The 21,645-nt window shown below is 43.9% G+C and carries 23 protein-coding genes, 1 riboswitch and 1 other annotated feature; of the genes, 13 read left to right on the top strand and 10 right to left on the bottom strand.

Features of this window, described 5'->3' with window-relative positions:
- Positions 1-253: 253 nt before the first annotated feature.
- A riboswitch (Lysine riboswitch) is annotated at positions 254-436 on the top strand.
- A gap of 109 nt (positions 437-545) precedes the next feature.
- Complete coding sequence (gene tet(35) / locus VEA_RS11520; RefSeq protein WP_005390865.1) at positions 546-2,147, top strand: tetracycline efflux Na+/H+ antiporter family transporter Tet(35); 1,602 nt, start codon at positions 546-548, stop codon at positions 2,145-2,147.
- 326 nt (positions 2,148-2,473) lie between these two features.
- Here the strand turns inward: tet(35) and VEA_RS11515 are convergent, their stop codons facing one another.
- Positions 2,474-3,427 (bottom strand): sigma-54 interaction domain-containing protein, encoded by a 954-nt coding sequence (locus VEA_RS11515; protein ID WP_005390867.1) that lies wholly within the window; start codon positions 3,425-3,427, stop codon positions 2,474-2,476.
- Between the two features lie 365 nt (positions 3,428-3,792).
- Positions 3,793-3,930 (top strand) — a sequence feature (His leader region).
- Positions 3,931-3,983: 53 nt separating this feature from the next.
- On the opposite strand from VEA_RS11515, the gene hisG reads away from it, so the two are divergent.
- The 8 genes from hisG (at position 3,984) to hisIE (ending at position 11,154) form a co-directional block, all read left to right on the top strand.
- Positions 3,984-4,880, top strand: coding sequence for an ATP phosphoribosyltransferase (gene hisG / locus VEA_RS11510; RefSeq protein WP_005390869.1), 897 nt, complete (start codon positions 3,984-3,986; stop codon positions 4,878-4,880).
- 5 nt (positions 4,881-4,885) lie between these two features.
- Positions 4,886-6,178: a histidinol dehydrogenase gene (hisD, locus tag VEA_RS11505; RefSeq protein WP_006743045.1), complete on the top strand. Its 1,293-nt coding sequence runs from the start codon at positions 4,886-4,888 to the stop codon at positions 6,176-6,178.
- 18 nt (positions 6,179-6,196) lie between these two features.
- Positions 6,197-7,237, top strand: coding sequence for a histidinol-phosphate transaminase (gene hisC / locus VEA_RS11500; protein ID WP_006743044.1), 1,041 nt, complete (start codon positions 6,197-6,199; stop codon positions 7,235-7,237).
- Positions 7,238-7,302: 65 nt separating this feature from the next.
- Positions 7,303-8,376 carry a bifunctional histidinol-phosphatase/imidazoleglycerol-phosphate dehydratase HisB gene (hisB, locus tag VEA_RS11495; protein WP_006743043.1) on the top strand — a complete coding sequence of 358 codons (1,074 nt, stop codon included), beginning with the start codon at positions 7,303-7,305 and terminating at the stop codon, positions 8,374-8,376.
- Between the two features lie 26 nt (positions 8,377-8,402).
- Entirely contained in the window at positions 8,403-9,017 is a 615-nt protein-coding gene (gene hisH, locus VEA_RS11490; protein WP_006743042.1) for an imidazole glycerol phosphate synthase subunit HisH, read from the top strand.
- A 12-nt stretch (positions 9,018-9,029) separates the two neighbouring features.
- Positions 9,030-9,767 (top strand): 1-(5-phosphoribosyl)-5-[(5-phosphoribosylamino)methylideneamino]imidazole-4-carboxamide isomerase, encoded by a 738-nt coding sequence (hisA, locus tag VEA_RS11485; RefSeq protein WP_006743041.1) that lies wholly within the window; start codon positions 9,030-9,032, stop codon positions 9,765-9,767.
- The gene (hisF, locus tag VEA_RS11480; RefSeq protein ID WP_006743040.1) at positions 9,749-10,522 is read left to right on the top strand and encodes an imidazole glycerol phosphate synthase subunit HisF; all 774 of its coding nucleotides are present in this window, start codon (positions 9,749-9,751) and stop codon (positions 10,520-10,522) included. The genes hisA and hisF overlap by 19 nt, the downstream gene beginning before the upstream one ends.
- The gene (hisIE, locus tag VEA_RS11475; RefSeq protein ID WP_006743039.1) at positions 10,519-11,154 is read left to right on the top strand and encodes a bifunctional phosphoribosyl-AMP cyclohydrolase/phosphoribosyl-ATP diphosphatase HisIE; all 636 of its coding nucleotides are present in this window, start codon (positions 10,519-10,521) and stop codon (positions 11,152-11,154) included. Before hisF ends, hisIE begins: the two co-directional genes overlap by 4 nt.
- Positions 11,155-11,435: 281 nt before the next feature.
- Here the strand turns inward: hisIE and VEA_RS11470 are convergent, their stop codons facing one another.
- The 4 genes from VEA_RS11470 to VEA_RS11455 all read right to left on the bottom strand — a co-directional run bounded on the left by VEA_RS11470 (position 11,436) and on the right by VEA_RS11455 (position 14,625).
- Positions 11,436-11,939 (bottom strand): YchJ family protein, encoded by a 504-nt coding sequence (locus tag VEA_RS11470; RefSeq protein WP_012841952.1) that lies wholly within the window; start codon positions 11,937-11,939, stop codon positions 11,436-11,438.
- 80 nt (positions 11,940-12,019) lie between these two features.
- Positions 12,020-13,234: an EAL and HDOD domain-containing protein gene (locus tag VEA_RS11465; protein ID WP_005378158.1), complete on the bottom strand. Its 1,215-nt coding sequence runs from the start codon at positions 13,232-13,234 to the stop codon at positions 12,020-12,022.
- A 98-nt stretch (positions 13,235-13,332) separates the two neighbouring features.
- Positions 13,333-14,070, bottom strand: a complete 738-nt coding sequence (lpxH, locus tag VEA_RS11460) for a UDP-2,3-diacylglucosamine diphosphatase (RefSeq protein WP_006743038.1) — start codon at positions 14,068-14,070, stop codon at positions 13,333-13,335.
- A 60-nt stretch (positions 14,071-14,130) separates the two neighbouring features.
- Positions 14,131-14,625, bottom strand: coding sequence for a peptidylprolyl isomerase (locus VEA_RS11455; RefSeq protein ID WP_005390900.1), 495 nt, complete (start codon positions 14,623-14,625; stop codon positions 14,131-14,133).
- 203 nt (positions 14,626-14,828) lie between these two features.
- Here VEA_RS11455 and cysS point away from each other — a divergent pair, with 203 nt between their 5' ends.
- Together cysS and VEA_RS11445 are read left to right on the top strand one after the other, a co-directional pair.
- Positions 14,829-16,211 carry a cysteine--tRNA ligase gene (cysS, locus tag VEA_RS11450; protein ID WP_005390902.1) on the top strand — a complete coding sequence of 461 codons (1,383 nt, stop codon included), beginning with the start codon at positions 14,829-14,831 and terminating at the stop codon, positions 16,209-16,211.
- Positions 16,212-16,298: 87 nt separating this feature from the next.
- On the top strand, positions 16,299-16,877 hold the full coding sequence (locus tag VEA_RS11445) for a thymidine kinase (protein WP_005378154.1): 579 nt from the start codon (positions 16,299-16,301) through the stop codon (positions 16,875-16,877).
- Between the two features lie 61 nt (positions 16,878-16,938).
- On the opposite strand, the gene VEA_RS11440 is transcribed toward VEA_RS11445, so the two are convergent.
- Genes VEA_RS11440 through VEA_RS11430 form a run of 3 tightly spaced genes read right to left on the bottom strand, consistent with a single transcriptional unit; the run spans position 16,939 to position 19,302 of the window.
- Positions 16,939-17,577 carry a YdcF family protein gene (locus tag VEA_RS11440; RefSeq protein ID WP_012841950.1) on the bottom strand — a complete coding sequence of 213 codons (639 nt, stop codon included), beginning with the start codon at positions 17,575-17,577 and terminating at the stop codon, positions 16,939-16,941.
- Complete coding sequence (locus VEA_RS11435) at positions 17,574-18,401, bottom strand: NAD-dependent epimerase/dehydratase family protein (RefSeq protein ID WP_012841949.1); 828 nt, start codon at positions 18,399-18,401, stop codon at positions 17,574-17,576. The genes VEA_RS11440 and VEA_RS11435 overlap by 4 nt, the downstream gene beginning before the upstream one ends.
- 22 nt (positions 18,402-18,423) lie before the next feature.
- The gene (locus VEA_RS11430) at positions 18,424-19,302 is read right to left on the bottom strand and encodes a LysR family transcriptional regulator (protein WP_012841948.1); all 879 of its coding nucleotides are present in this window, start codon (positions 19,300-19,302) and stop codon (positions 18,424-18,426) included.
- An 89-nt stretch (positions 19,303-19,391) separates the two neighbouring features.
- Between VEA_RS11430 and VEA_RS11425 the strand changes: the two genes are divergently transcribed.
- The gene (locus tag VEA_RS11425; protein WP_005390910.1) at positions 19,392-19,850 is read left to right on the top strand and encodes a PACE efflux transporter; all 459 of its coding nucleotides are present in this window, start codon (positions 19,392-19,394) and stop codon (positions 19,848-19,850) included.
- Between the two features lie 36 nt (positions 19,851-19,886).
- Here VEA_RS11425 and VEA_RS11420 read toward each other — a convergent pair whose 3' ends face one another.
- The gene (locus VEA_RS11420; protein WP_005378148.1) at positions 19,887-20,120 is read right to left on the bottom strand and encodes a TIGR02647 family protein; all 234 of its coding nucleotides are present in this window, start codon (positions 20,118-20,120) and stop codon (positions 19,887-19,889) included.
- 298 nt (positions 20,121-20,418) lie between these two features.
- On the opposite strand from VEA_RS11420, the gene focA reads away from it, so the two are divergent.
- Complete coding sequence (gene focA / locus VEA_RS11415; protein ID WP_005393324.1) at positions 20,419-21,279, top strand: formate transporter FocA; 861 nt, start codon at positions 20,419-20,421, stop codon at positions 21,277-21,279.
- Between the two features lie 84 nt (positions 21,280-21,363).
- Here the strand turns inward: focA and VEA_RS24600 are convergent, their stop codons facing one another.
- Entirely contained in the window at positions 21,364-21,489 is a 126-nt protein-coding gene (locus tag VEA_RS24600) for a hypothetical protein (protein ID WP_254903806.1), read from the bottom strand.
- Positions 21,490-21,645 lie beyond the last annotated feature (156 nt).

The raw sequence follows: 21,645 nt of genomic DNA, 5'->3' as shown, positions 1-21,645 counted from the left end.
ATTGATACAAGATAAACCATGATATTTTTAAGGTAGTAATAATGTTTCATAAATAACAAAATTGATGTGATTTCAGTTGCACAAAACTAACTTGAAGTAGACAAGGTTTATAAATTATCTCAGTCATTATTTATTTGTTTAATTTAGTTTGATGTGTTGCATTGACTCTCATCATAAGTACAATGGCTGCTACCTGATGCAATATTGCAGACAATTTGTTGTTAATTTGTACAGTTAGTGGTTAATTGTTTGTTGTTGCCGTAGAGGCGCGGTCTCGAAGAGTAGCTATTATTGGGGTGATGCCAATGAATAATAGTGGAAGGCGAAGATTGCCGAAGTAAGTAACTCATCAAAGTTACTTGCTGGGGTTGTATCTGAAAGGAACAACACTGCCATAGTATATATTCACATTAAACTATGGAGCGCTACTGTAGGGTTGGGTGGAGTGTTCGCTTCCCTGTCGCTAAGTTCAACATGAGCACGTATCGTATGCTACGTGACTTGTCTGCAGTAGATCTCTAGCCAAACTTTGGTTTTTGAAGATCATGAATTTAATAGATTTTTCTAGTTCTCCTGTTTCATTATTGCCACCTATTGTCGCTTTGACTTTGGCGATTCTGACTCGACGTGTATTAGTTTCCTTAGGTGTAGGTATCGTGCTGGGTGCGGTTCTACTTAATAGCTGGTCTATCGGTGATACCGTTAGTTACGTGAGTTCTCAAGTTTCTTCTGTCTTTATTGAAGATGGCGGAATTAACACTTGGAACATGAGCATTGTTGGTTTCCTAATCTTATTAGGTATGACAACTGCATTATTAACGCTATCTGGTGGTACTCGTGCATTTGCCGAATGGGCACAATCTCGAGTGAAGAGTAAACGCGGCTCCAAACTTCTTGCTGCCTTTTTAGGCGTATTCATTTTTGTCGACGATTACTTTAACAGTCTTGCTGTTGGTGCCATTTCTCGTCCAGTAACCGATCGTTTTTATGTGTCTCGCGCGAAGCTTGCATACATTCTAGACTCAACTGCTGCACCAATGTGTGTGATCATGCCTGCTTCTAGCTGGGGTGCTTACATTATTACGATTATCGGCGGTATCTTAGTCTCACATGGGATCACTGAGTATTCGGCTCTTGGCGCGTACGTTCGTCTTATTCCAATGAACTTCTACGCAGTTTTTGCACTGCTTATGGTGTTTGCTGTGGCGTGGTTTGGCCTCGATATCGGTAAGATGCGTGAGCATGAAATCTCTGCATCTCAAGGCCGCGGCTTTGATAAAGACAAAGAAAACGACTCGCAAGAAGCGCATGATCTAAACGAAGAGCTAGATATCCGTGAAAGCGAAAAGGGTAAAGTGTCAGACTTGGTACTTCCTATCGTGACGCTGATTATTGCGACTATCGCTTCTATGCTTTACACGGGTGGCCAAGCATTGGCTGCTGACGGCAAAGAGTTTGCGCTTCTAGGTGCGTTTGAAAATACAGATGTAGGCACATCACTAATCTACGGTAGCTTGCTTGGCTTAGCTGTCGCATTATTTACTGTTGTGAAGCAAGGTCTTCCAATGGGTGAAATTGCACGCACACTTTGGATTGGTGCTAAGTCTATGTTTGGAGCGATTCTAATCCTAGTATTTGCTTGGACTATCGGTTCGGTTATCGGTGACATGAAGACGGGTTCTTACCTTTCTACAATGGCTCAGGGCAATATCAATCCACATTGGCTACCAGTTATCCTATTCTTGTTGTCTGGTCTAATGGCATTTTCAACAGGTACTTCTTGGGGTACGTTCGGCATTATGCTTCCAATCGCGGGTGATATGGCTGGTGCAACTGATCTTGCGCTAATGCTCCCAATGCTAAGTGCAGTTTTAGCCGGTGCCGTTTTTGGTGACCATTGTTCACCTATTTCCGATACCACTATTCTGTCGTCGACTGGTGCACGTTGTAATCATATTGATCACGTATCGACCCAGTTGCCTTATGCGTTGTCCGTGGCGCTAGTTTCCTGTGTTGGCTTCATTACTTTGGGGATGACTGCGTCAATTGCATTCTCATTCATCGCTGCATCAATCACATTTATTATTGTATGTGGAGCACTTTCTTGGTTGTCGAAGTCTAAAATGGCATCGTGCCAAAATGTCTAGTACAGCTCAGTATTTTTAATAAAGAGGAAGCTCCGCTAAATTTAGCGGAGCTTTTTTTTAACGCGATTTAGGTGAGGGGGGCAATCGCGTTTTTGGGGATAATCGTTTCGTGTTAAAAGCGAGCTATTTGTGTTCTGAGCACTCCTTTCTGTGCTGTGATAGAAAATCTATCAACTGACTTCTTCTTAGCTCTAAGCAAAGACTGTGCCTAGTTTAAGTTGTTGATTTTAAAGGCAGTAACATCAAGAGGTTTATGATGAGGGGCTAAGTAAATGATATATGATGAGTTGTCTGTTACACAGTGTCACGTTACACCTGTACAGCAACTAAACATTTAAGTTGTATTTCTTTATTAGACGATAAAGCGTTGTTCTTGAAATACCAAGATGACGTGCAGCCGCACTCATATTGTGCTTATTTTCTTCGATAGCTTGCAGTAGGTAGTCGAGATCAATTTGGTCTACTGAAGGGAGTAATTGCCTTTCATTATTATCAAGGCCCAAGTCGGCGACGAGAAGCGTGTGATCTTCACACATGACAATCGCTCGTTGGATTACATTTCGCAGTTCTCTTACGTTACCTGGCCAACGATGCTTGAGGAGCTTGGCTTTGACTTTATCCGACATTTTTTGTACCTGACCATGAGACAAATCTGTTAAGAAGTGTTCTGATAACATAAGGATATCTTTCCCACGCTTTCTCAGTGGAGGAATGGTTAATGGCAAGATATTAAGCCGATAGAATAAATCTTCACGGAATCCACCTTGTACAACCTCATTTTTCAAATCCACGTGGCTCGCAGCAATGACTCTACAGTCCACGTCAATGAATTTATCAGCGCCGACTTTATGGATTTGCTTACTCTCTAAAAAGTGCAGAAGGTGGATTTGTAGATCCGGCGGCATATCACCAATCTCATCTAGGAATAGGGTACCTTTATGCGCTTTTTGAATAAAACCGATACGATCTGAAATCGCTCCTGTAAATGCTCCTTTTTCGTGACCGAAAAGTTCGGACGCAATAAGACCACTTGGAATTGCGCCGCAGTTAACTTCAACAAAAGGTGCCGAGTGTCTGTTCGACAACTGATGAATAAGACGAGCACAGAGACCTTTGCCCACCCCTGTTTCACCCTGAATGAGTACTTCAGCATCACATTGAGCGTACTTTTGGATTGCCGTGCGAAGTTCTTGGATACATGCACTATTGCCGATTAATGGGTATAGTGTTGTATCGCTGAAATCCACAGCTTGTTTGTTACTACCGTTACGCAGTTTCATGGTTAATCACTATTTTTTGCCCCACTAAAATAATAGTTTTGAATGAGTCGTCTCAAACGTGAGTGGATGTCTCTTTATTGAGAATGATGTCAATTACTAAGGGCGGTGAGATCTAAATAGTTGTTTTGATGAAAATTCATACTATTCTTCTTTTTCTTTAAGAATAGGGTTGAATAGAAACCTAATTTCTACCCTGATACTCAACTGAAATTAAATTTAAATCCTTTAAAATCAAATAATTATAAAAAATAGTTAGAAAATGCTAAATTCAGTATTGAAAAATATAGAATCCTTGGTTAGTGTGGTTACTAACGAAGCAACTCAATAGAGCCTTAAATAAGTATGCGTAATTTTGTAATGAACATTCATCACCATCATCACCCAATCTAGTCTTTCGGGCGATGTACGCATACCCGGGAGGCAGGAAACTCCCGGAGGTGAAATCAAAGTAAAAGCAGATTTTAAACCCTCGGGAGACTCCAATCTCTCGAGGGTTTTTTAGTTTTATTAATTCAAAAATTACTTAGATATCAAAATCTTGCACAGGGAAAAAGCAATGCAAACACAACGCTTAAGAATCGCAATTCAGAAAAAAGGTCGCCTTAGCAAAGAGAGCCAAGCTCTGCTAAAACAGTGCGGCGTAAAATTTAATGTAATGGGTGAGCGTTTAGTGGTTCACTCGGAGAACATGCCAATTGATTTGCTTTTGGTTCGTGACGATGACATCCCTGGCTTGATCATGGATGGCGTGGTTGACCTTGGTTTCATCGGAGAAAACGAACTAGAAGAAGTTCGTCTTGATCGCAAAGCTTTGGGTGAGCCATGTGAGTTTGTTCAACTTCGTCGACTGGATTTTGGCGGTTGTCGCTTGTCTATCGCTATCGACAAGGATGAAGAGTACAACGGTCCACAAGACTTAGCTGGTAAGCGTATTGCCACAACTTACCCTCAACTCCTAAAAGCTTACATGGATGAAGCAGGCGTTCCATTCTCCACATGTATGCTAACTGGCTCTGTAGAAGTTGCACCTCGCGCAGGTCTAGCTGACGCTATTGCTGATTTGGTATCTACTGGCGCAACGTTAGAAGCGAATGGCTTAAAAGAAGCGGAAGTGATCTTTAAATCTAAAGCGACGCTGATTCAACGTATCGGTGAGTTTGATGCAGACAAAACAGCACTGATTGAAAAACTACTGACTCGCATGCAAGGCGTACAACAAGCGAAAGAGTCTAAGTACATCATGCTTCACGCACCAGCTGAAAAGCTCGATCAAATCAAAGCACTACTTCCTGGTGCTGAGGATCCTACGGTTCTTCCTCTTTCTGCAGATAAGCAGAAAATGGCTGTTCACTTAGTGAGTTCTGAAAACCTGTTCTGGGAAACCATGGAACAGCTAAAAGAGTTAGGCGCTAGCTCAATCCTAGTGCTACCAATTGAAAAAATGATGGAGTAAACATCATGAGAACAGTCGTTTGGCAATCTTTAAGTGAAGAGCAGCAAGATTCGATCTTAGAACGTCCTGCTATTGCAGAAGGTGCAAATATCACTGCAGCAGTGTCTGAGGTTATCGCTAAAGTTCGAAATGAAGGCGACTCTGCTCTCAACGAGCTGACAGAAAAGTTTGATCGCGTTAAACCTGAGTCCATTTGTGTTTCTTCTCAGGAAATTAAAGCCGCTTCAGAGCGCTTGTCTGAATCAATGAAAAACGCATTAGAGCAAGCTTATGCCAATATTTCTAAATTCCACAAAGCGCAAAAGCCACAGCCAATTAAAGTCGAAACTCAACCGGGTGTGCTTTGTGAACAGGTAACACGTCCAATTCAAAAAGTGGGTTTGTACATTCCTGGTGGTAGCGCGCCATTGCCATCGACGGTTTTGATGCTTGGCGTGCCTGCGAAAATTGCTGGCTGTCGTAAAGTTGTGCTTTGCTCTCCGCCTCCAATCGCTGACGAGATCCTTTACGTAGCAAAATTGTGTGGCATTGATGAAGTGTACAACGTCGGCGGTGGTCAAGCTGTTGCTGCAATGGCATATGGTACAGAGACCGTATCAAAAGTTGATAAGATTTTTGGCCCGGGTAACGCTTACGTGACGGAAGCAAAGCGTCAGGTGAGCAATGATTTCCGTGGCGCAGCGATTGATATGCCAGCGGGTCCTTCGGAAGTTCTTGTGATTGCGGATGAAACAGCGGACCCAGATTTTATTGCGGCGGACCTTCTAAGTCAGGCAGAGCATGGACCTGACTCTCAAGTTGTACTTGTGACGCCATCAGCCATTATTGCAGATCAGGTGACAGATGCCGTTCGTCGTCAATTGAAAGAGTTGTCTCGTTCAGAGATTGCAGAAAAAGCGCTCGCATCGAGTTTAATCATTATTGCTGAATCGATCACCCAAGCGATCTCTATTTCTAATTATTATGGTCCTGAGCACTTAATTGTTCAGACTAAGAACCCACGCGAGCTTCTGCCTCTATTAGACAACGCAGGTTCGATCTTCCTTGGGGATTGGTCGCCTGAATCTGCAGGTGATTACGCATCGGGCACTAACCACGTTCTTCCTACTTACGGTTACACACGGACATATTCAAGCTTAGGTTTGGCTGATTTTTCTAAACGAATGACGGTTCAAGAGCTTTCAGCTGACGGTCTTAAAAATCTTGCGCCAACGGTTGTCACCATGGCTGAAGCAGAAGGTCTGGACGCCCACAAACGTGCTGTTACTATCCGTGTAGAAAAATTAGCAAGTAAGTAAGAATAAGAGAGTAAAGATATGGAAAAGCTAGCGCGTAAACAAGTCCAACAACTAACACCTTATCTTTCGGCTCGCCGAATTGGTGGAACAGGTGACGTATGGCTGAACGCCAACGAATCGCCATTCAACAATGAATACAAAACAGACTTTGCTCGTCTTAATCGTTACAGCGAATGCCAGCCGAAAGAACTGATTTCTGCTTACGCCGCGTATGCTGGAGTGAAGCCAGAACAAACGCTGACTTCTCGCGGCGCAGACGAAGGTATTGAGTTATTGATTCGTGCTTTCTGTGAACCGGGTGAAGACGCGATTTTATACTGCCCACCGACTTACGGTATGTACGCCATCAGTGCAGAAACCATCGGTGTAGAGCGCAAAACGGTGCCGCTAATGTCAGATTGGCAACTAGACCTTGCAGGCATCGAAGCGAATCTAGATAACGTAAAACTGGTTTTCGTATGCTCGCCAAACAACCCAACGGGTAACTTAGTTAAGCGTGACGATATTGTCTCTCTGCTTGAGATGACAAAAGACCGCGCAATCGTGGTCATGGACGAAGCGTACATCGATTTTTGTCCAGAAGCGTCAACAGTAGATTTACTGGCAGAATATCCAAATCTAGCGATTCTACGTACTCTGTCGAAAGCTTTCGCGCTTGCTGGTCTTCGTTGTGGATTTACGCTAGCAAACGAAGAACTGATTAACGTCCTTCTTAAAGTGATCGCACCATATCCAGTACCGGTTCCAGTTGCTGAAATTGCTACTCAAGCGCTCTCTGAAGCAGGATTAGCGCGAGCGAAGTTCCAAGTTCTCGACTTGAACGCAAACCGAGCTTACTTACAAGTTGGTTTGTCGATGATTCCGGGTCTGGAGGTTTTTGAAGGGTGGGGTAACTACTTATTGGTGAAATTCCCAGATGGCGATGCTCTTTTCAAAGCCGCTTGGGATACGGGCATTATCCTGCGTAACTCGCCAATTGAGAACTGCGTGCGTATCAGTGTTGGTAACCGCGACGAGTGTGAAAAGACACTGGGTTTCATTAGAAACTACTATTCATAAATAGAATTCTCAACGTTCTCGGTTTATGCCGAGAACGAAACAAGATTAGTAATAAGGAAGTTCGAGTGAGCAAGCAACAAAAAATCCTATTTATCGACCGAGATGGCACCTTAATTGTTGAGCCGCCAGTTGATTTTCAAGTAGACCGTTTAGATAAGCTAAAACTAGAGCCATTTGTTATCCCAAGCCTGTTGTCGTTGCAGGATGCGGGATACCGTCTAGTGATGGTCACTAACCAAGATGGTTTGGGTACTGACAGCTACCCACAAGCTGATTTTGATGCACCGCACAACATGATGATGGAGATCTTCGAGTCTCAAGGTGTGAAGTTCGATGACGTGTTGATTTGTCCTCACTTTGAAGAAGATAACTGCTCTTGCCGTAAGCCTAAGCTAGGCATGGTGAAAGAGTACCTTCAAGGTGGCAAAGTTGATTTCCAAAACTCTGTCGTGATTGGCGATCGTCAAACCGATCTTCAACTTGCAGAAAACATGGCGATTCGCGGTATTCAATACAACCCAGAAACCATGGGCTGGAAACAGATCCTGAAAGACCTCACGGTGAAAGCTCGTATTGCTGAAGTTATTCGTACCACGAAAGAAACGGACATCAAAGTTGCGGTTAACCTTGATGAGCAAGGCGGTAACGATATCTCAACGGGTCTTGGTTTCTTCGACCACATGTTGGATCAAATTGCGACGCACGGTGGATTCCAAATGGTGTGCAAAGTAGAAGGTGATCTACACATTGATGATCACCACACGGTCGAAGATACCGCTCTTGCTTTGGGTCAAGCATTGAAAGAAGCACTGGGTGACAAACGTGGTATTGGTCGCTTTGGTTTCAGCCTGCCAATGGATGAGTGCTTGGCACAATGTGCACTGGACCTATCTGGTCGTCCTTACCTTAAGTTCGATGCGCAGTTTAGCCGTGAGCAAGTGGGTGATCTTTCAACAGAGATGGTGGTTCACTTCTTCCGCTCTTTGACTGACACATTAGCATGTACGTTGCACCTTTCTTCTGCGGGCAACAATGATCACCACATCATTGAAAGTCTATTTAAAGCGTTTGGCCGTACGTTACGCCAAGCAATCAAAGTAGAAGGCACTGAGCTACCAAGTAGTAAAGGCGTGCTTTAAGGCGAATCTTAGCAAGGAGAAAAACAGTGACAGAACAGAAAGTTGTCATTATCGATACTGGCTGTGCCAACGTCTCTTCGGTGAAGTTTGCTATTGAACGCCTAGGTTATGACGTAACTATTTCAAAAGATCCGCAAGTCGTGTTGTCGGCAGATAAGTTATTCCTACCGGGCGTGGGAACCGCCAGTGAAGCGATGAAAAACCTAGAAGAGCGCGATCTTATCAGCTTGGTAAAACAGGTAGAAAAGCCACTACTAGGTATCTGTTTAGGCATGCAACTGTTGGGCAAAGTGTCTCAAGAAAAAGGCCAGAAAGCAGACGAGTTAGTTGAGTGTCTTGGACTTTGTGATGGCGAAGTGAAGCTGCTTCAAACCGGCGATTTGCCACTGCCGCACATGGGGTGGAATACCGTTTCTGCAAAAGCAGGCAATCCGTTATTCAAAGGTATTGAAGAGGGTGAGTACTTCTATTTTGTGCACAGCTTTGCGATGCCAGTTGGAGACTACACCATTGCCGAATGTGATTACGGAAATCCATTCACTGCTGCGGTTCAAAGCGGTAACTATTATGGTGTGCAATTCCACCCAGAGCGTTCTTCAAAAGCGGGCGCGAAGCTTATTCAAAACTTCTTAGAATTATAAAAGGGATTTAGTGTGATTATTCCAGCTCTTGATTTAATTGAAGGACAGGTGGTTCGCCTTTATCAAGGTGATTACGGCCAAGTAACCGAGTACAAAGTCGACCCAGCAGAGCAGTTCAATTTGTACCACCAAGCGGGTGCTAACTGGCTGCACTTGGTGGATTTAACTGGCGCGAAAGACACGACAGCACGCCAGCTAGATTTGATTGCAAAGCTACTAGCAAGCACACCAGCGAACATCCAAATCGGTGGTGGTGTGCGTACAGAGCAAGACGTGATTGATCTGTTAGAAGCCGGTGCGCAGCGTGTTGTAGTCGGTTCTACAGCAGTAAAACAGCCAGAGCTTGTGAAAGGTTGGATGGAAAAATACGGCGCAGAGAAAATCGTTCTCGCTCTAGATATCAATATCGACCAAGACGACACGCGTAAAGTTGCCATTTCTGGCTGGCAAGAAGATTCAGGCGTGACTATCGAAGCTCTGATCAACGATTATCTGACGGTAGGTCTACAGCATGTGCTTTGCACGGACATTTCTCGTGACGGTACGCTAGAGGGCTCAAACGTTGAGCTTTACGTCGACCTATGTAAACAGTACCCACAAGTGCAGTTCCAATCTTCAGGCGGCATTGGCTCATTAGCGGATATCGAAGCGCTAAAAGGCAGCGGTGTTGCTGGTGTGATTGTTGGTCGTGCATTGTTAGATGGTAAGTTCACAGCAGAGGAGGCGTTTGCATGTTGGCAAAGCGAATAATTCCATGTCTTGATGTTCGTGATGGACAAGTGGTGAAGGGCGTCCAGTTCCGCAACCACGAAATCATTGGTGACATCGTTCCTCTGGCGCAGCGTTATGCTGAAGAAGGCGCTGACGAGCTTGTGTTCTACGATATTACCGCTTCAAGTGATGGGCGTGTCGTTGATAAAAGTTGGGTCGCTCGCGTTGCAGAAGTGATTGATATTCCGTTCTGTGTGGCTGGTGGCATTAAATCAGCAGAGGACGCGGCGCGCATTCTTGAGTTTGGTGCAGATAAGGTATCTATTAACTCTCCTGCCTTGGCGAACCCTCAGTTGATTACTGACCTTGCTGATAAGTTTGGTGTGCAATGTATCGTCGTTGGTATCGATTCATACTATGGCAAAGAGACGGGCAAGTATCAGGTTTACCAGTTTACTGGTGATGAAGAACGCACCAAAGCGACCCAATGGGAAACGCGTGATTGGGTGCAAGAAGTACAAAAACGCGGCGCTGGTGAAATCGTACTGAACATGATGAACCAAGACGGCGTGCGTAACGGCTACGATATTGAACAACTTAATATGGTGCGTGAAGTGTGTAACGTGCCATTGATTGCATCGGGTGGTGCAGGTGCCATGGAGCACTTCGCAGAAGCCTACCAAAAAGCCAATGTGGATGGCGCGCTTGCCGCATCGGTATTCCACAAGCAAGTCATCAATATTGGTGAACTAAAGCAGTATTTGAAACAACAAGGCATTGAGGTACGACTATGAGTGTGAAAGCCGCCGAAGTAAGTTCGCTAGCTGAGCGAATCAACTGGGAAAAGGTGGATGGTCTGGTACCTGCCATCGTACAAGATTTTCAATCAAGCCAAGTGCTGATGATGGGTTACATGAACCAAGATGCGTTGGCAAAAACGGGCGAAACGGGTCAAGTGACGTTTTTCTCTCGTACCAAAGAGCGTCTTTGGACCAAAGGGGAAACCTCAGGCAATGTATTACAATTGGTGAACATGCAGCTCGATTGCGACAACGATACGCTACTGATGAAAGTAAATCCCATTGGCCCTACGTGTCACTTGGGTAACACAACTTGCTGGGATGTGGACCCTCAAGAGGAGTCACAAATGGTGTGGCTTCATCAACTTGAGCAGCTATTGGCTGCCCGCAAGAGTGCCGACCCAGATTCCTCTTATACTGCCAGTCTTTATGCCCGTGGCACCAAGCGTATTTCGCAAAAAGTGGGCGAAGAAGGCGTTGAAGTCGCGCTTGCGGCGACGTCGGGCGATAAGGCGGAGTTAGTGTGTGAATCAGCAGATTTGATTTATCACTTAATGGTATTGCTTCAAGACCAAGGCTTATCGATGAATGACGTAGTGAACAAACTGAAAGAGCGTCATAAGTAAGCTTGCTATAGATAAGTGAAAGCCCCTATGCTCTCGAGCTTAGGGGCTTTTTTAATGTAGTATTGTTGATTCGGTGGGGAAACCTGACAGCAGAGCCTACGGTGATTATATTCTGAATCACGCTTGTTCTTCGTTGCTGAGAATGACGATATATTTTCTAACGGTATTTGAAGTCGCGTTATCTATTTCAAACGAAAGTACATATTCACGTTATTCCGACGAGCTTAGGTGAGATCAGGAATCTCATTAAAGCGAGCTCAATAAGCTAAGCGTGGATGCCTTTACCCACAACACTTCTTAAACTTCTTACCGCTTCCGCAGATACACGGATCGTTACGACCTAGCTTTAGGCTACTAACTGGCTGGCTCAATCGTGGATCCTGTTCTGGCTCTTCTTCAGGAAATGTGCCGTCAATGTAGTACCAAAGCCCATTTTCTTTTACGAAGCGAGAACGCTCTGTCATACAGTAGCGTTTGCCGTCTTCATCAAAATAAGCGCTAAACTCGACAAAGCCTTCATTGTCATTACTGCCAGCTTCTGTTTTTAATACTTCAAGTTTGCACCAATCGCTGTCGATAGATTGGGCAATGCCTTCTCGTTGTTCTTCTGCATTACAGCTTGGGTGGTACGTGTTCACCACGTAATCTACTAGACCTAACACATGCGCACTGTAACGAGAGCGCATTAACTGCTCCGGAGTGGTAACGTCAGCATGGTTATTGTGGGCAATTTCACAACACTGTTGGTAGGTGCGGTTAGAGCCGCAAGGACAAGAAGAAGCCATAAAATGAAATCTCGATTAATTAAGCGGTAAAAACAAACAACCTCACAATTGCGAGGCTGGAGGTGAGGCATTATAGCGGTTTAGGGCGTTTGAGACAGCAGTTCTTGAGCCCACTCGGTAGATTGATTAAAAGCGTCTGCTAATTGAGGCTCGGTTAATTTAAGAACGGTGCAATACCGCTCAGCTAATTCCCAGTCTGCTTGTTCGTAGGCGATCGTCATTGAAAGTAAGTGGCCAAGTACGCCTTTTCGACTGGTTAATGCGAGTTTTATATCTTCGTCAACGGGGATATCTTCAATGACATCCGAGAGCGGTTGATCGAGCAAAGATCCGAGTAGAGAAAACATTCCTGTCAAAAAAGCCTGCCCAGGGTCATACCTAGTGTTCATTTGACTAAGTAACAGTTCACACATTCTTGCACGCTGAATCGCTAAAGAGTAAAGAGAGTCAGGTTTATCCTCTTGAACGGACGCAATGGCAACTAAGGAAATAAAGCGTCGTAGTCGCTCTTCACCCAGATAAATAAGCGCTTGTCTGAACGACTTAATCTTAGTCGTTAATGTATATCCTGAATTTACGTAAGTAAGCAGCTTGTATGACAGCGTCACATCAATCGAAAACAGACGTTCAACCTCATTGAAGTCGATGGGTTTATCTGCAATCTCTTTACAAAGCTGGATGACTGTAAGAAACGCGGGGTTCAACCGTTTTTTCTGGATCATCTCAGGTTTGCTAAAAAAATACCCTTGAAAATAGTTAAAGCCGGCTTCTAAAGCTTGCTCAAACTCTTCGTAGGTCTCTACTTTTTCCGCAAGAAAGTCGATTTTAAATGGGCTTAATGCCTGAATAAAAATAGCGGCTTTCTTGATCGGTACGAGTCGAATGTCAAACTTGATCATGGAAACGTATGGAAGAAAACGTTTCCAAGCCTTCGTCGGCACAAAATCATCTAAAGCAATTTTGTATCCGCATTCATGAAGGTGCTTGATTGCTTCTAGCAACTCTTCTGTCGGTTCACAATCTTCAAGGACTTCAATGACGAGAGACTCTTTGGGAAACAGAGTTGGGACTAGATTCACCAAGCTTTGATGCGGAAAGTTAACAAAGCCAAGTTTGTTCCCTAATGTGTTGTAATGCGTCGACAAAAAATGATCGGATAGCAGTCGACTAGTAGCCAGCTCTGGTTCTACTTCAGGGAAGGTATTTTTAGGACCGTCTCGAAAGAGAAGTTCGTAACCTATGGTTCGTTTTTCTCTATCCAGAATCGGTTGGCGAGCTACGTAAGAATACTTCAATTAGGTACTTCGTTCTGTTTAACTTAGTATTATGATAATAGCGATTTTTTACAAAATATCTACGACTTGAGCGTGAATCTTCTACACGCTCTACATGCTTAACGCAAATTCTGTATGAATGGTCTCGTTTGTAGGTCAAAGCCATCAGAATTTACTTGTAAAACTGAGCCTTGCGTATACCAATCCCCTAGAACTATCCGGGTCTTTTTAACGCCATCGACGTCAAAAAAATGTGTATTCGGGCGATGAGTGTGACCATGAATCATTAAGTTGACGCAATTCTGAGACATCACTTTCTCGACTTCATTTTGATTGACGTCCATGATGTCTAAAGGCTTGCTCATTTTATCATCACGAATATCGGATTGAACTTTTGAGACAATTTTCTTCTTAATAAACCAAGGAATGTGATTAAACAGCCATTGCAACCAAGGTTGATGAACAGTCTTACGGAATTTTTGATAATCAATATCGTCAGTGCACAAGGTGTCACCGTGGAGAATAACCGCTTTAGTACCATAAAGGTCTATGAGGCTAACTTCATCTAATAATGTAATGCCTGTCTCTTTACAGAAGCGTTTTCCCAATAGGAAGTCGCGATTGCCCTGAATGAAATAAACAGGAACGCCAGTCTTTGTTAGTTGCTGGAACTCTGTACGGATTTGATTGGCAAAAGGAGTTTTGTCATCGTCTCCAACCCAAAACTCGAACAGATCGCCTAATACATAAAGTGCATCGGCTTTCGTTGCTTCTGTTCGCATGAACGTCACAAAACATTCCGTAATATCCGGACGCGATGGGGTGAGGTGAAGATCGGAAATAAATAATGTTGTCATAGAAATAAGGGGAAGCGATGCCTCCCCATTAACTTATCTCTTAGAAATAATTCTTACGAATTATTCTTCAATTGTTGTACCAGTGATTACTACGTCCTCTAGAGGTACGTCTTGGTGCATGCCGTAAGAACCAGTGCTAACGCCTTTGATCTTATTTACGATGTCCATGCCTTCTACAACTTCACCGAATACACAGTAACCCCAACCATCTAGGCTTTCGCTACGGAAATCTAGGAATGTGTTGTTGTTTACGTTGATAAAGAATTGAGAGCTTGCTGAATGCGGTTCCATAGTACGCGCCATAGCAAGTGTACCCACTTTGTTGCTTAGGCCGTTGTTTGCTTCGTTCTTGATAGGTGCACGTGATGCTTTTTCACGTAGACCAGGTTCCATGCCACCACCTTGGATCATGAAACCGTCAATAACACGGTGGAAAAGAGTGTTGTCGTAAAAGCCATCGCGGCAGTACTGAAGGAAGTTTGCGCTAGTCTCTGGCGCTTTCTCTTCGTTTAGTTGAATCTTGATGTCACCAAAATTAGTGTGAAGGGTGATCATGCTACTTTCCTTTACTGTGTTGTGTTGAGCCCGAGATTCTAGCCTAAGTTCTAGTGCTTTAAAAACTCAGGAAGAGGAAATTCTTCGTTTTGTGCTTGAAGTTTAGCCGATTATCGTTTTATCGGTTAATTGCTATTACCTAACCAGGTCGGAGTTGATATACTCGACCTTCTTTTATTCATTCACAATCATAGATAGAGATCATGTTAAAGATATATAACACACTCACAAGACAGAAAGAGGAATTCAAACCAATTACAGCTGGCAAAGTCGGCATGTATGTCTGTGGAGTTACCATCTACGATCTCTGTCACATCGGTCACGGTCGCACTTTTGTCTCCTTTGACGTGGTATCACGTTACCTTCGTTACCTAGGTTACGATCTAACGTTTGTACGCAACATCACAGACATCGATGATAAGATCATTAAACGTGCGGCTGAAAATGGCGAGTCTTGTGACTCATTGACCGAGCGCTTGATCGGTGAAATGCACGCAGACTTCGACGCATTAAACATGAAGCGCCCAGATATTGAGCCTCGTGCAACCCAGTTTATTCCAGAAATCATCGAACTTGTTCAAAAACTGATTGAACGTGGCTTTGCTTACGTTGCGGATAATGGCGATGTAATGTTTGAGGTTCGCAAGTTTGACGAATACGGCAAACTGTCTAAACAAGATTTGGATCAGCTGCAAGCGGGCGCGCGCGTTGATGTCGAAACAGCCAAACGCAGCCCACTAGACTTCGTTCTTTGGAAGATGTCTAAACCAGGTGAACCTACGTGGGAATCACCATGGGGCCCTGGTCGTCCAGGCTGGCACATTGAATGTTCTGCTATGAACTCTTCAATCCTAGGTGATCACTTTGATATTCACGGTGGCGGCTCTGATCTTCAGTTCCCACACCACGAAAACGAAATCGCGCAATCATGCTGTGCACACGACACTAAGTACGTAAATACTTGGATGCACAGTGGCATGGTGATGGTAGATCGCGAGAAGATGTCTAAGTCTCTAGGCAACTTCTTTACTATCCGTGACGTACTTGGTCACTACGATGCAGAAACGGTTCGTTACTTCCTTATGTCTGGTCACTACCGTAGCCAGTTAAACTACAGCGAAGAGAACCTAAACCAAGCACGCGCTTCGCTTGAGCGTCTATACACTTCTCTACGTGGTTTGGATCTAAATGCTGCTCCTGCTGGTGGTGAAGAGTATGTATCTCGCTTTACAGCAGCGATGAACGATGACTTCAATACGCCAGAAGCGTACTCAGTTCTGTTCGACATGGCGCGCGAAGTTAACCGTCTGAAAACAGAAAACCTAGAGAAAGCGAGCGAGCTAGGTGCGTTAATGCGTGAACTAGCAGATGTGATCGGTATTCTTCACCAAGATCCAGAAGCCTTCCTAAAAGGTGATGCAGGTAACGATGATGAAGTGGCTGAAATCGAAGCTCTTATCAAGCTGCGTAACGACTCTCGCGCTGCGAAAGATTGGGCGAATGCAGATATGGCTCGTGACAAGCTGACCGAAATGGGTATTGTTCTGGAAGATGGTCCAGAAGGCACAACGTGGCGTCGTAAGTAATTGAATTTTCATTTTTAAAGGGCTGATAATTCAGCCCTTTTATTTTCCATTTCCATAAATTAAAACTTTAACTTTAGGTAATGCTCTGTGGCTCAGATGTATTTCTATTACTCAGCAATGAATGCGGGTAAATCAACAACGCTTCTTCAATCCTCTTTCAACTATCAAGAACGCGGCATGACGCCAGTTATTTTTACGGCGGCACTAGATGATCGCTTTGGTGTCGGTAAAGTGAGCTCTCGTATTGGTCTTCAATCTGACGCACATTTGTTTCGTCAGGATACCAATTTATATCAAGAGATCGCAGCTCTGAATGAGGTTGAGAAACGTCACTGTATTCTTGTTGATGAGTGTCAGTTCTTGTCGAAAGAGCAGGTTTACCAACTTACTGAAGTTGTTGATAAACTACATATTCCAGTATTGTGTTACGGCCTTCGCACCGATTTTCTAGGCGAACTTTTTGAAGGCAGTAAGTACCTGTTATCTTGGGCAGACAAGTTGGTTGAGCTCAAAACGATCTGCCACTGCGGTCGCAAAGCGAATATGGTTATTCGTACCGATGAACATGGCGTGGCGATTAAAGAGGGCGATCAAGTTGCGATCGGCGGTAACGACAAATATGTCTCCGTGTGCCGTCAGCATTACAAAGAAGCACTCGGTAAATAATCCGTATTAATACAGAAAAGCCACCGTAATCGGTGGCTTTTTGTTGTCTGCTAGAAAGGGCTTAGACTAAGTCAAAACCAAATCTCTCTAGCAAAACCTGGTAAGACGATTCGACTTGCTGAGGGATATTCTGCTCGGTTTGAAATCCTTTCTCTGGATAGCTTTTTACACGAGAGAAATCTTCCATTAGTGCTTCTAGCACCATCATTAATGGCATGTCTTCATTAATATACTCAAAAAACGGATGAGCCGTAGAGCTTACTTGGAGCTGGGAGTAGGGTGACTGCCACTGTTTTTCAAATGTCGCTATAGCTCTGCGTTCCATAAATGGTTTTTGCACCAGAATAAACGATGAGCAATGTTTTCCTTCCTCTTTCAATCGTTGCTCAGTAAAGCGAACGTTTTCTCCACTATTGGTGGATTCAGCTTCGAGCAAAATTGCTTCACTGGGCACACCTGACATCTTGGCAATCTCGGCAAAAGTTTCCGCTTCGCTTTTTTCAAACAGTCCATCGGTAAAACGACCTTCTCCCCCTGAAAATACAATCAAAGGCGCTAACTTTTGGTGGTACAGATTTGCTGCATGTTCTGCTACACGCACATCGTTACTGCACATCACAAACAAACAGTTTGCGGGTTTCAGCTCATGTTTGAGTTGCATGTAATCCCAAAGTGTTTCTATGTGTCGATAGAGTTTCATAGCGCGTCCAAAGTTGAGTTGAAATGAAATTGATAGCCAAGTGAGAGTAGTTTGTCTGCGAGAATGCGCTTATCCGTTTGTTCTGTGACTGGTGGAAGAGGTATCTCACTTTCGCTCTTATTTATAGCGGCTTGGTAGAACTCCGCCTTGCTGACGGTATGCGGTGTGGTCACGTTAATAACTTGGTTGCTTAAATTATCTAAAGCAAATTTGACCGCCGATACTGCATCGTCTTGATGAAGCATATTAGCAGGCGCTTTACGACTGACTTGTTTTAGTCTCATTGCAAAGCGAGAAGGGTGCCTGTCTGGCCCCATTAGCCCGCTACAACGCATAATGACGAAGCTAATATTAGATTCGATAACATGCTGCTCGGCTTGCAGCATAATACGTGCATTGTCAGAGAAATAAGGGCTGTCGGCTGCTAAAGAGAGTGACGCATCTGCTTCTTCCATATCAGAAGCTAGGTTGGGATACACCGTTGTAGAGCTAATCATAACGAGCTTTTCAACGTTGTTTTGCTTTGCTGCGTTTGCGAGCATTTGCCATTGTTGGGCGTATTCTTGTCCGCGTCCTTTACGAAAACCAGGGGGAAAAGCACCGACAACGTGAGTAATTTGATGTTGCTTAAGCAACTCATCTAGCCGTTTCGCCGCGTTAAGTTGATTAAAATCGAATAATGCGGAGTGAGTTAATGAAGCGGGTAACTCGTTTAACCGAGCTTGGTTACGACGAGTAACGACAACGTGGTGTCCGTCTTTCATCAAAGTTTCTGCTAGCGGAGTTCCGAGCCAGCCTGCACCTACGATCAATGTATTTGCCATTTGGGTCTTCCTACTTACTTGTTTATGTCTGCTCGAATAGATTGAGCAGCTCTGTTTTGGCTTGTTGATGGAGGGGATCTGAATGCCATTTCTGATGTTGAATAAGGTCAACATTGACTTGCCAAGCCAGCTTTGTGAAATCATCCCCAACTCTTTTCAGTGTGTTCGGTGAATACGCGACTAAATGCTCTGGAAGAAAGCACCAACCAAACCCTTTATTCGCTAATTCCAACAAAATATAGTAGTTATCAGCGTACCAGATATCCGGGCTGAATGCTTGATTGAGACCACATGGCTCTGCGTTTTTGGAGCGTATGACCAGTTGACGATGTTGTTTGAGTTGATCAATGTGAGTGACGCGTTGCTGTGCTAGAGCGTGCGTTGAAGAGACATAGACATCGAACGCAATGTTACCAAGATTAGTGAAATCGATATGTCTTGGCATTTGTAAGTCACTCAAAATAATCCCAGTAGTGGCGCGCTCCGATTTGACCAATTCAATGATATCCGGACTTGAAGCAGTCAAGCATTCAACTTGCAAATGTGGAAAGCGTTGCTCTAAATTTTTTAGCACGTCGGGCAAGCGAGTCAGAGGAATCCCTTCATCAATGGCTAAAACTAATTTATTCGTTGGTGTTGAAAAAAGCTGTGATGCTCTGTTGTTCAATCGGTCTAGTTGGCTGATTGCCGCTTGTGCATAAGGTATGAGCGCGAGGCCACTCTCGGTTAATTTCGGATATCGACCAGAGCGATCAAATAGATCAACACCACAGTCGACCTCCATATTTATGATGTGTTGGCTGACTACGGATTGAGCTCGCCCCAGTTTTCTTGCCGCGCCTGAAAATGATCCGGTTTCTGATGTAGCAATGAAAGCTTGCAGTTGTTCGATGGTAAACATATCGCTTTTGCCGATGGTATCTAACTTTTTGTTATCTGAATAATAGATAAAATTCTAAGCATTGAGTAGAACTATTTGGACAGAGAAATATGACTCGTAACGAACGAATTTTTCATGCAGTACTTTTTGAGTTAATCGCACTCGCGATCATTGTGCCAGCGGCTTCATTGATCACCGGAAAGGGATCGAGTGATCTCGCGTTAGTTGGGATTGGGTTGAGCATGTATACCGTCGTGTGGAATTACATCTACAACTTGTACTTTGATAAGTGGTTTGGCAGCAATCGAACTGAGCGAAGTTTAGCGATGCGTTTTGGGCATACAATTGGATTCGAGGGAGGGTTGATCTTTATCTCTATACCCGTCATTGCTTGGTTCTTAGAAATTACGCTTCTCCAAGCTCTGGTGTTGGAAGCTGGCTTCCTAGTATTCTTCCTATTTTATGCCACAGGCTTTAATTGGTTGTACGACAAGGTTCAGCCATTTAGTAAAATGAAAAAACGATTAGCGCCTCAGGTTTCGGCAGGAACAAAATGCAGGGACCAATAAAAAACGCCACCGAATTCGGTGGCGTTTTTGTTCAAATTACACAGAAAGGACTCTTAAAATCTTATCTGCATGCTCTGCTACTTCAATACCTTCATCTGTTAAATAACCACCATCAGGCTGTGTACAAAGTTGCTTCTCGTATAGACGAGCAACGGCTGCCTGCATTTCTTCTGACGCGTCTGTATGAACTTTAATACCAGTTGCAGCACTACTTAAATCGAACTGAAGAAGTAGGTTCAATTCGGCGATATGTTCAGCTGAATATTTCATAAATGATTCCTTTACGCTTTTTTACCAAGCTAGTCTGAAAAGAAGAGTTGAGCAACATTAAACGATAAGAAGTGTTAAGTATGGCGCTATCAGGCTGATATAACGCAGGATCTTTGTTCGAAAGGCAGAATACTTGTTAAGTATCAATGATAGTTACGATTGCTAATGATAGTTGACCTTTATCGGTTGATCTCTCGATAACAACATTTTTAGTAAACATGTCAAATAGCGCTTGAAAAAGTAGGGAAATGGAGCGATTATCCGCGCCTCTTTAATTGTTTCTAAATGTTACACCACAATGAACTTCAATCAGTTTGACTCACTATTACCGCCTCAGGCTGCGGAACGCGCGGCTGAAGTGGGGGTAGGTAAAGCAACTAAAGCACCGATCAAATCTTTTTTATTGGCAATTTCTGCCGGACTTCATATTGGTATTGCGTTCATCTTTTACACCACGGTGACAACAGGTGCAGGCGACCTTCCATGGGGTATTACCAGGCTAATCGGTGGCCTAGCCTTCAGCCTTGGTTTGATTCTTGTTGTCGTTACAGGTGGTGAGCTTTTCACTAGCTCAGTATTAACATTGGTAGCGCGAGCCAGTGGAAAGATCTCGTGGCAAGCGCTCATCAAAAACTGGTTTGTGGTTTATTTCGGCAACATGGTTGGTGCTCTTTTGTTGGTAGCATGCATGTTGGTCACCAAGCAGTATATGTTTGATCACGGCCAAGTTGGCCTCAACGCGATGGCGATCTCTCAACACAAATTGCACCATGGTTTCTTTGCTGCTGTTGCGCTTGGTATCATGTGTAACGTGCTGGTGTGTATTGCTGTTTGGATGACGTTTAGTGGACGTACATTAACTGACAAAATAGCGGTCATGATTCTGCCAGTGGCTATGTTCGTGTCGGCAGGTTTCGAGCACTGTATTGCGAACATGTTCCAAGTCCCCATGGCGATTGGAATCAAATATTTTGCACCGGAAGCATTTTGGCAAATGACAGGGGCGGATATTGCAAACTATGCGGACTTAAACATGATGGGGTTCATCGTAAATAACCTTATCCCTGTAACGATAGGGAACATCATTGGTGGCGGTGTATTCGTTGGTATGTGGTATTGGATGATTTATCTACGTGATGAAGACAAGCATTTACGATAAATCTAAAAGAATAAAAGAAAGGCGAGCCTAAATGGTTCGCCTTTCTTTTATTCATGTCGATAAGTTTCACACAAATCGAGTGAGTTAAATTAGCTCTTCATTGATGCCAAAATCGGTTGGGAGCCAATGAGAAGTCACTTCCTTTGGTTCTTGAACGAGCCAGTCCAGAGGTGCATCGGATAGGAGTTCATCGTAATTTTCTTTGATCATTAAGACATCCATGTACGTCTCTCCAAGTTTGTGGTCACTATCTTTACTCTAAAATTAGAATATGTCAGACAAGTGATCAAAGCATGACGATTAGATTGATCACTTATGCTGCTATGTTTCTGGTTGCGTATGGGTTTAGGGTGTTTATCCACATTT

Source organism: Vibrio antiquarius, assembly GCF_000024825.1.
Lineage (GTDB): Bacteria > Pseudomonadota > Gammaproteobacteria > Enterobacterales > Vibrionaceae > Vibrio > Vibrio diabolicus.
Note: the sequence above shows the minus strand (reverse complement) of the source record. Positions and strands in the feature narration are given on the sequence as shown.

What these genes read in the sequence shown, in the direction of transcription:
- VEA_RS11515 (WP_005390867.1), bottom strand. Translation starts at nt 3,427, where the DNA reads ATGAAACTGCGTAACGGTAGTAACAAACAAGCTGTGGATTTCAGCGAT.
- hisG (WP_005390869.1), top strand. Translation starts at nt 3,984, where the DNA reads ATGCAAACACAACGCTTAAGAATCGCAATTCAGAAAAAAGGTCGCCTT.
- hisD (WP_006743045.1), top strand. Translation starts at nt 4,886, where the DNA reads ATGAGAACAGTCGTTTGGCAATCTTTAAGTGAAGAGCAGCAAGATTCG.
- hisC (WP_006743044.1), top strand. Translation starts at nt 6,197, where the DNA reads ATGGAAAAGCTAGCGCGTAAACAAGTCCAACAACTAACACCTTATCTT.
- hisF (WP_006743040.1), top strand. Translation starts at nt 9,749, where the DNA reads ATGTTGGCAAAGCGAATAATTCCATGTCTTGATGTTCGTGATGGACAA.
- hisIE (WP_006743039.1), top strand. Translation starts at nt 10,519, where the DNA reads ATGAGTGTGAAAGCCGCCGAAGTAAGTTCGCTAGCTGAGCGAATCAAC.
- VEA_RS11470 (WP_012841952.1), bottom strand. Translation starts at nt 11,939, where the DNA reads ATGGCTTCTTCTTGTCCTTGCGGCTCTAACCGCACCTACCAACAGTGT.
- lpxH (WP_006743038.1), bottom strand. Translation starts at nt 14,070, where the DNA reads ATGACAACATTATTTATTTCCGATCTTCACCTCACCCCATCGCGTCCG.
- VEA_RS11455 (WP_005390900.1), bottom strand. Translation starts at nt 14,625, where the DNA reads ATGATCACCCTTCACACTAATTTTGGTGACATCAAGATTCAACTAAAC.
- cysS (WP_005390902.1), top strand. Translation starts at nt 14,829, where the DNA reads ATGTTAAAGATATATAACACACTCACAAGACAGAAAGAGGAATTCAAA.
- VEA_RS11440 (WP_012841950.1), bottom strand. Translation starts at nt 17,577, where the DNA reads ATGAAACTCTATCGACACATAGAAACACTTTGGGATTACATGCAACTC.
- VEA_RS11435 (WP_012841949.1), bottom strand. Translation starts at nt 18,401, where the DNA reads ATGGCAAATACATTGATCGTAGGTGCAGGCTGGCTCGGAACTCCGCTA.
- VEA_RS11430 (WP_012841948.1), bottom strand. Translation starts at nt 19,302, where the DNA reads ATGTTTACCATCGAACAACTGCAAGCTTTCATTGCTACATCAGAAACC.
- VEA_RS11425 (WP_005390910.1), top strand. Translation starts at nt 19,392, where the DNA reads ATGACTCGTAACGAACGAATTTTTCATGCAGTACTTTTTGAGTTAATC.
- VEA_RS11420 (WP_005378148.1), bottom strand. Translation starts at nt 20,120, where the DNA reads ATGAAATATTCAGCTGAACATATCGCCGAATTGAACCTACTTCTTCAG.
- focA (WP_005393324.1), top strand. Translation starts at nt 20,419, where the DNA reads ATGAACTTCAATCAGTTTGACTCACTATTACCGCCTCAGGCTGCGGAA.
- VEA_RS24600 (WP_254903806.1), bottom strand. Translation starts at nt 21,489, where the DNA reads ATGATCAAAGAAAATTACGATGAACTCCTATCCGATGCACCTCTGGAC.